This window comes from Geminocystis sp., from assembly GCF_041753295.1.
Classification (GTDB): domain Bacteria; phylum Cyanobacteriota; class Cyanobacteriia; order Cyanobacteriales; family Cyanobacteriaceae; genus Geminocystis.
Window position 1 is genome coordinate 1 of sequence record NZ_JBGSUU010000057.1, and the last position, 7,109, is coordinate 7,109.

Annotated in this window: 7 protein-coding genes; 1 reads left to right on the forward strand and 6 read right to left on the reverse strand. The window is 37.9% G+C overall.

Translation table 11 applies throughout. The features are described from left to right. The 6 genes from ACEW8E_RS06035 to ACEW8E_RS06060 all read right to left on the reverse strand — a co-directional run. Positions 1-799: N-6 DNA methylase (locus ACEW8E_RS06035; RefSeq protein WP_373479435.1), on the reverse strand; the 799-nt coding region annotated here is incomplete at its 3' end. Beyond that, positions 796-918 (reverse strand): hypothetical protein, encoded by a 123-nt coding sequence (locus ACEW8E_RS06040; RefSeq protein WP_373479436.1) that lies wholly within the window; start codon positions 916-918, stop codon positions 796-798. The genes ACEW8E_RS06040 and ACEW8E_RS06035, both read right to left, overlap by 4 nt. Before the next feature lie 125 nt (positions 919-1,043). Next, on the reverse strand, positions 1,044-2,168 hold the full coding sequence (locus ACEW8E_RS06045; RefSeq protein WP_373479440.1) for a Fic family protein: 1,125 nt from the start codon (positions 2,166-2,168) through the stop codon (positions 1,044-1,046). Between the two features lie 125 nt (positions 2,169-2,293). Further along, complete coding sequence (locus tag ACEW8E_RS06050; RefSeq protein WP_373479441.1) at positions 2,294-2,902, reverse strand: restriction endonuclease subunit S; 609 nt, start codon at positions 2,900-2,902, stop codon at positions 2,294-2,296. A gap of 6 nt (positions 2,903-2,908) precedes the next feature. After that, complete coding sequence (locus ACEW8E_RS06055; RefSeq protein ID WP_373479437.1) at positions 2,909-5,281, reverse strand: DEAD/DEAH box helicase family protein; 2,373 nt, start codon at positions 5,279-5,281, stop codon at positions 2,909-2,911. Then, positions 5,278-5,802 (reverse strand): MerR family transcriptional regulator, encoded by a 525-nt coding sequence (locus ACEW8E_RS06060; protein WP_373479438.1) that lies wholly within the window; start codon positions 5,800-5,802, stop codon positions 5,278-5,280. The genes ACEW8E_RS06055 and ACEW8E_RS06060 overlap by 4 nt, the downstream gene beginning before the upstream one ends. A 40-nt stretch (positions 5,803-5,842) precedes the next feature. Between ACEW8E_RS06060 and cas12k the strand changes: the two genes are divergently transcribed. Next, positions 5,843-6,982, forward strand: coding sequence for a type V CRISPR-associated protein Cas12k (gene cas12k / locus ACEW8E_RS06065; protein WP_373479439.1), 1,140 nt, complete (start codon positions 5,843-5,845; stop codon positions 6,980-6,982). The last annotated feature ends 127 nt before the right edge of the window (positions 6,983-7,109 follow it).

The following is a 7,109-nucleotide window of genomic DNA, read 5'->3' on the forward strand; positions in this document are numbered from 1 at the left end:
CTCTACCGTAAAAGGTTTGATGTTTGAGGGTGTCTAATTGTTCGGCGGTGATGTCATCTCCTAATTGATTGCTAATATGTTCGTAGGTTTGGGCAAGGAAGCCTCCCGTACCACTGGCTGGATCATAGACAGTTTCTCCGATTTGGGGATCAATAGCAGTGACGATCGCCCTTATGACTTCTCTAGGGGTGAAGAATTGCCCACCATCGTTATTTTTCTCCCCCATTTTCAACAGTAATCCTTCATATACTTGGGATATGGGGAAAATATGGGTATCGTCAACGTTGCGAATTTCTTGAACTTTATCTAATACATCAAGAAGGTTACGTTCACTATCGATTCTGACTTTATCGGTAGCGGAGAGAACTTCACTGACAATCTTTTGTCTAGGAGTAGCGTTGGGTTGATCTTTTAAGGCTTTGAGGGTGGGTAATAAACCGAAGGGTTTACCGTCACTGTCATAACCGCCGTTAACGAAGTTCATAAAATCTCCTAAGTTACCACTCATGGTTAACTCTAGTCTTTTTGTACCGTTAGGGGATGCCCAATCTTGCCAACGGTAGGCATATGCAAGGGAGTAGGTAAAATCTAAGCCGATTACGTCCATACTTTCAGCTTCTTGTTGTTCGATGTCGTCAAGGATACGCAAAAATAACAACCATGTTAATTCGGGAACGTATTGTAAGGCACTGGTACAGTTCGATCGCCTCATGATGTCACAAATACCTTTAATATAGCTGTTGAGGCTTTGTTGGCTGTTAAATTGTTTGATGTTATTATTACCGTTTTTAATGCTCATAGTCCATTTTCCTCCATAAATTGTTTGATTCCTGCTTCTAAGTCGGCAAAGGCTTCATCCATTGAGTTATATTCTTCTTTACCTTCAAAGATTGTACCGCCTTCGTCGTAGGCAACCACAAAGAAGGGAGGATAACCGTCACCATAGCCGATTTCTATTTTGCCTTGCTCTTACACAAAGCGACTGATATAAGGGTATTCTTCTTCAAAGATTCGAGCTTTTGATACTTTTGCTTTGGTCATAATTAAAATAATGCTAAATAAGGATCATAACGATAACGGCGATTACGCTGATAACCTGTAATTTCTGTAAGTAATCCCAGTTGAATGAAATGATCTACTGTTTTTTTTGCCGTGTTATAGCTAGAATTGAGATGAGTTTGTACAAGATTAATATTGACAATAGGTTGTGTAAATAATAAATCTAATAGCAATAGGCTATTGTTACTACCCCCAGATTGTTGACTAATTAACTGACGATGGTTTTGTTGTAATTTCAAAATATTTTGAGCTGTATTTGTTGCTGTTTGACTTACTTCATAAACTCCTCGTAAAAAGAATTTTAACCATCCTTCCCAGTCTCCATTTGTCCGTATGTTCATTAATACATCATAATATTCTTGTCTGTGGGCTTTTAAGTAATAACTCAAATACAATAAGGGTCTTTGTAATATCCCTTTCTGACAAAGTAGAAATGTAATTAATAGTCGTCCAACTCTACCGTTACCATCTAAAAAAGGGTGTATTGTTTCAAATTGAGCGTGTATAAGTCCGCATTGAATTAATACGGGTAAGTTAGTATTATAGTGTATGAATTTTTCCAAATTATCTAAGGCTTGGTGCATCTGTGCCAGTGGTGGTGGTATGAATGAGGCAGTTTTGAGATTACAACCTTCATGGCCAATCCAATTTTGACTTTTTCTAAATTCCCCTGGACTGCGATCGCTTCCTCTAACTCCATCAAGTAATTTTTGATGAATTTCTCTAATTAGACGTAAGCATAAAGGTAATTCATTAAGACGCTGTAAACCATAATTCATCGCACTGATATAGTTAACAACTTCCTGAACATCTTTAGGGTGTTCATTGCCTTGCTCGTCTATTTCAAACTCTAATACATCTTCTAAGGTGCTTTGTGTGCCTTCTATTTGAGAACTTAAAACGGCTTCCTGTCTTACATACATCGCTACAAATAAATCAGGATTGGGTAATACAGATGTTGCACCATCTAATCTACCTAAACAACGATCAGCAGAAGATAACAAACTCACTAACTCACTATCCATATCAATAGGAGGATTGGGAGGTAAATCGGCGGGAATAAAAGCCTTATAGCCTTCTAGTTGTTCTTGATAATAACCTGCACGCATTTGAGTCAAATATAAAGTTTATTTTTTATTTCATGGAATTGAAATAAGGATTAATTTTCCTTTTCTTATTTCAGTAAATAAGTATTTTATGAAATAAGGCTATTTATTAATATAACAGACTATTGTTACAATTCTCCATTAAAAGCAAGTCTCAATAAGGCTGAGGGTAGTTGATTTATTGCTTCTAGTTGAGCTTCGGCGGCTTTCCTTGCGGTTTCCACTGCTGACATTTGCTCATTCAATATCGATGCGATGCGTTTTTGTTCATCTATTGGCGGTAAAGGAATTGGAAAAGTAGCTAGTTTAGACTTAGAAATTTCTTTAAAAGTTGCTCCACTACCTAACGACTGTAACTCAGGGACTGATTCTTTAATATAATAATAAAGAAACCATTGATCTATATTCTCTTTTAACACAAAACTTTTACAACCTTGATTCGTACACAGAGAAACATCTGCTATTCCAATATGACCTATTGGCGCCCTGCAAGAAAAAATTATTGATCCTTTAGGTACAATATTAGTATTACAACTTTTGTAACCTTTCTCTGTTATTTTTCTTAAAGAATCTTTGATGATTGGAGTTGATAGCTGTCCTAAATCAGTAGGGGTAATCCATACTATATCACCATTCCAATATTCATCTATTGTCGATTTTGGGGTTGAACCATTAATAATCTCACAAACATCACCTAATTTAACCCATTGCCAACCATCTAGGTAACTTTTTATTATCCTTACTCATGCCGCAAATAACCTCATTTTAGTCTCTAATAATATCTGTTTAGGATCGCCAAACTCTTTTAAAGCACCGATTCCCCCTGCTTTTTTTACCATTGGTAACTGAAATAATTTAGGGTTTTCTAGCTCCTCCGTTCCATTTTGAGCAAATTGAGCCGTAATCGCTTTAATAGTCGCTCCTGTGGCTTCTGGCATCATTTCTAACCATTTTTCTTGCTTATACTCAAAGGCTTCTGCCCGTTGTTTACGGGTGCGTAACTGAATACCATAACCCAATTCCCCTAAAATATCAAATAAATCATAGTCTTCCAACTCCGATACAGACCTTAACACAAGAGGCGATCGACCCCCATCAGGTAAAATACTCATTAACTGATTACGAGTATTAGGCTTAATCCAAATCTCCCGAAATAGGGCAATATTCGACACCTCCTCCATTAACCGTTTCCCTAACCTTTCTCGGTATTCCTCCACACTAACAGGAATCGTCTCACCATTTACCATCGTTAAAATGGACTTTTGCCCTGCGGTAATGCGTACATCAAAACCTTCTACGGTAATAATTTTTTGAGATTCCACATTATAACTACCCCCCTTCTCCTTAACTTTATTGCCTGTCTTGTCATCCTTACGGGGAGATAACCTCGTCAAAAACTCCTCCCCAAATAAACGAGTTGCATTGGTATAGTCATAAACCCGAAACATCAACTTACCCGAAGGCGGATGTAACCTTGTACCCCTACCAATCATTTGATAAAAAGTGAGGGGCGATCGCATATAACGGAAAAAGACGATATTTTCCAAAGGAGGCACATCCACCCCAGTCGTCAACAAATCCACCGTAGTAGCGATAAAATGGCTTCTCGAAGACTCTTTTAAATCGGGTAAATAATCATTACCCGAACCCTTTGCCGTGCATTTAAAAGCATAATCAGGCAACGGTTGACGGTTATTTTGACGACACCAATCCACATAAATATTATTCATAGTAATAGCCACCTCATCAGCGTGTTTATCACTGACACAGAAGATAACAGTTTTTTGCTCAGGTTTACCCTTTTGTACTAAAGCCGTGAATAAGTCTTGACACATGACTAAAACTCGATCGGGAAGCTCAATGCGACGCTCATAGCTAGTACACTCATAACGCTCTCGAATCTCCTCCTCCGTCACGGGTTGCCCTGTAATACTATCCACTGGATTCCGTGCCAAAATCTCCTCAATAGTAATCCCCGTATGATCTAAATTGATGTTACGAGGGTCAATGGAACAAACCGCTAAATAACCATCTTCGATACCCTGTCCAATATCATACTCATAAACAGGCTCACCAAAATAACGGACATTATCCGCCGTAATCTGTAAATCTTCCCTCACTTCGGGAGTGTCTTCGGTAGTGTCTAACTTGCGAGGAGTAGCAGTTAAACCAATTTGCACCGCATCGGGATTACGAGTTAAAACTAATGACCATTTACCCCACGCCGATCGATGACACTCATCTATAATGATATGACTGAAGTAATTTTCGGGATAATTATTGACTAAGAAATTACCAGTATCCTCATTACTATCCACATCTAAGGTTTGATAGGTAGCCACTAAAATCCGTGCATTTTTCTGAGGATTCTTACCCGAAACCACCGCCACATCATCCCCAAAAATACCCTTTAACGCCCCACTAGCTTGATCTCTTAATTCAGTTCGATCGCAGATAAATAAAGCCCGTCTTAACTGCCCTGCATCTGCTATACGACAGAGAATTTGAGTCGCAATATAGGTTTTACCCGCCCCAGTGGCTAAACTCAATAAAGCCCTTAAAGCCTCATTACTCTCATGACAAGAAGCAATCTTCTCAAATACTGCTCTAATCGCCGCATCCTGATAATATCGCCTTGACGCTTCCCCACCACGATAGGGAGTTAATAACGGTTTCGCTATTTCTGCATCTAACTTAAAACCCTTGTGTTGTTCATATCTAGCCTGTAAATCTTGAGGAGTAGGAAACTGACTCAACGGCTTAGGTTTACTGGTTTTTCCCGTAAATGCGTCATATTCCACAAATAAATGACCATTGGAACTATAAACAAAAGGCACATTAGATAACTTGCCATAACGTTTCACCTGTTCTAAACCCTGATTTGGCGGTGCATATTCAGCTTTAGCCTCGATAATTGCCACTGCTACGGGTTGAGTTGTTTCTGATAATCTTAACCTTAAGATATATTCAACTCTACCCTTACCCAATTTGCGGGGTCGATCGTCAATAATAACGATACTTCCTGCCGTTTCCTCTCTACGAATATGATCTTCTGTCCATCCCCTTCGATGTAAACTCGGATCAATTAATTTCGCTCTAGTTTGTGCTTCATTCATTTCCTTATCAACAAAGGTTTTTTTTTTGGAGTTAAAACGAGGGATAAACCTTCAATTAGTCTTTGATTAACATTCTCCGTCCATAACAGAAGAACACTCTCACCCCTTGATAAAGCCTGAGTAATTTCAATGGAAGAAAGATGCTTGAGGGTAAACCCCTTTTCGGGATCTGGACACAGAGTATATTTGAGAGGCGAAAAATCCAGAGGATCTTTCATAAATTCTTCATGACGTTCTTTAAATTCATTTAATATCTGCCAACAAATTTGAAAGTCCAATCCCATATCTAACAGATAACCCATTAAAGCTAACTGCCATAACTCACACAGAGAATAATAGACATTGTGACCACTACCCTCTGTATTAATAGTTGGCACAATAATATCCTTCTTACGCCAGTATTCGACCTGACGATAAGTTAATCCTGCAATGGTTGCCGCTTCTTTGCTTGTAAAAAACTGTTTATCCATAACTAATATTGTACAACTTGAAGACAATAATTTATCAATTAAGTTTACCATCCTCTTGACTTTTATAAAAACAATATATTATTTTAAAATTATGACAATTAAAACTATTTGTTGCCAGTTAATCGCCCCTGAACAAACCCGCCAAAGGCTCTGGCAATATATGGCGGAACAATATACCCCACTTATGACGGAATTGATAAGACAAGTGGGGGAGCATCCTGATTTGTCTCAGTGGCAGGATAAAGGAAAAATGCCTTCGGATATTGTCAAAGATTTATGTACGACTCTTAAACAAATTCCACCCTTCTCAGGCTTACCAAGTTATTTTTATGGTTCAGCAATTAATCAAGTTAATTATATCTTTGCTTCTTGGCTATCGTCACAACATAAGCTCAAACTGAGACTGAACGGCAAACGCTATTATTTGTCCATGCTTTACAGTGACCAAGATTTAGTCAAAAATAGTGGATATAGCTTAACGCAAATTCGTTCTCAAGCTCAGATAATTCTCAACCAACTATCCCATAAAAACAAAGATGAAAGGCATAAGTATTTATTTCAAAGACATCGTGAAAGTGGTGATATTTTAGAAAAAACGGCTATCACTTATTTAGTCAAGCATCATCAGAAAATACCGACTCAACCTGAGCAACGGGATAAATTTGAGAAACTTTACCGCAAGACGGAGATACAAATAGAGAGACTAGAAAAACAGATTGAAGCTAGATTGCCTAAAGGTAGAAATTTGAGTGAGCAACAATGGTTAAATACTCTTATCACTGCGTCTCAAAATGTACCTAAAGATGATGATGAAGCTAAGTTATGGCAGAAGTATCTTCTCACCGATAGTAAGTCTTTACCTTATCCTGTTAGCTATGAAACTAATGAGAATCTTGTCTGGAGTCTTGATAATCAAGGGCGTTTAAATGTTCGGTTTAATGGACTAAGTAAATTAACTTTTAAGGTTTATTGCGATAACAGACAGTTACATTATTTCCAACAGTTTCTTCAGGATCAGACTATCAAGAAGAGTAGTAAGAATAAACATTCTAGCGGTTTGTTCCTATTACGTTCGGCTATGTTAGTCTGGAAACCCAATGAGAGTAAGGGTAAATCATGGAATAAGAATACTTTACATCTTCATTGTGCTATTGATACTCGTTTACTAACCGATGAGGGTACACAGGAGGTTCGACAGGAGAAACTAACTCAAGTATCTAACGGTACTTAAACAAAAATTATGCCCAAACAAAGCCCAAACTTGCTTTATAATTAGTAAATACCTCAATATTATCTTTTAACCATTGAAAAAAGCGAAAAGATATGGCGGTGCGAAACGCTTCTAAGGCTTCACCAAA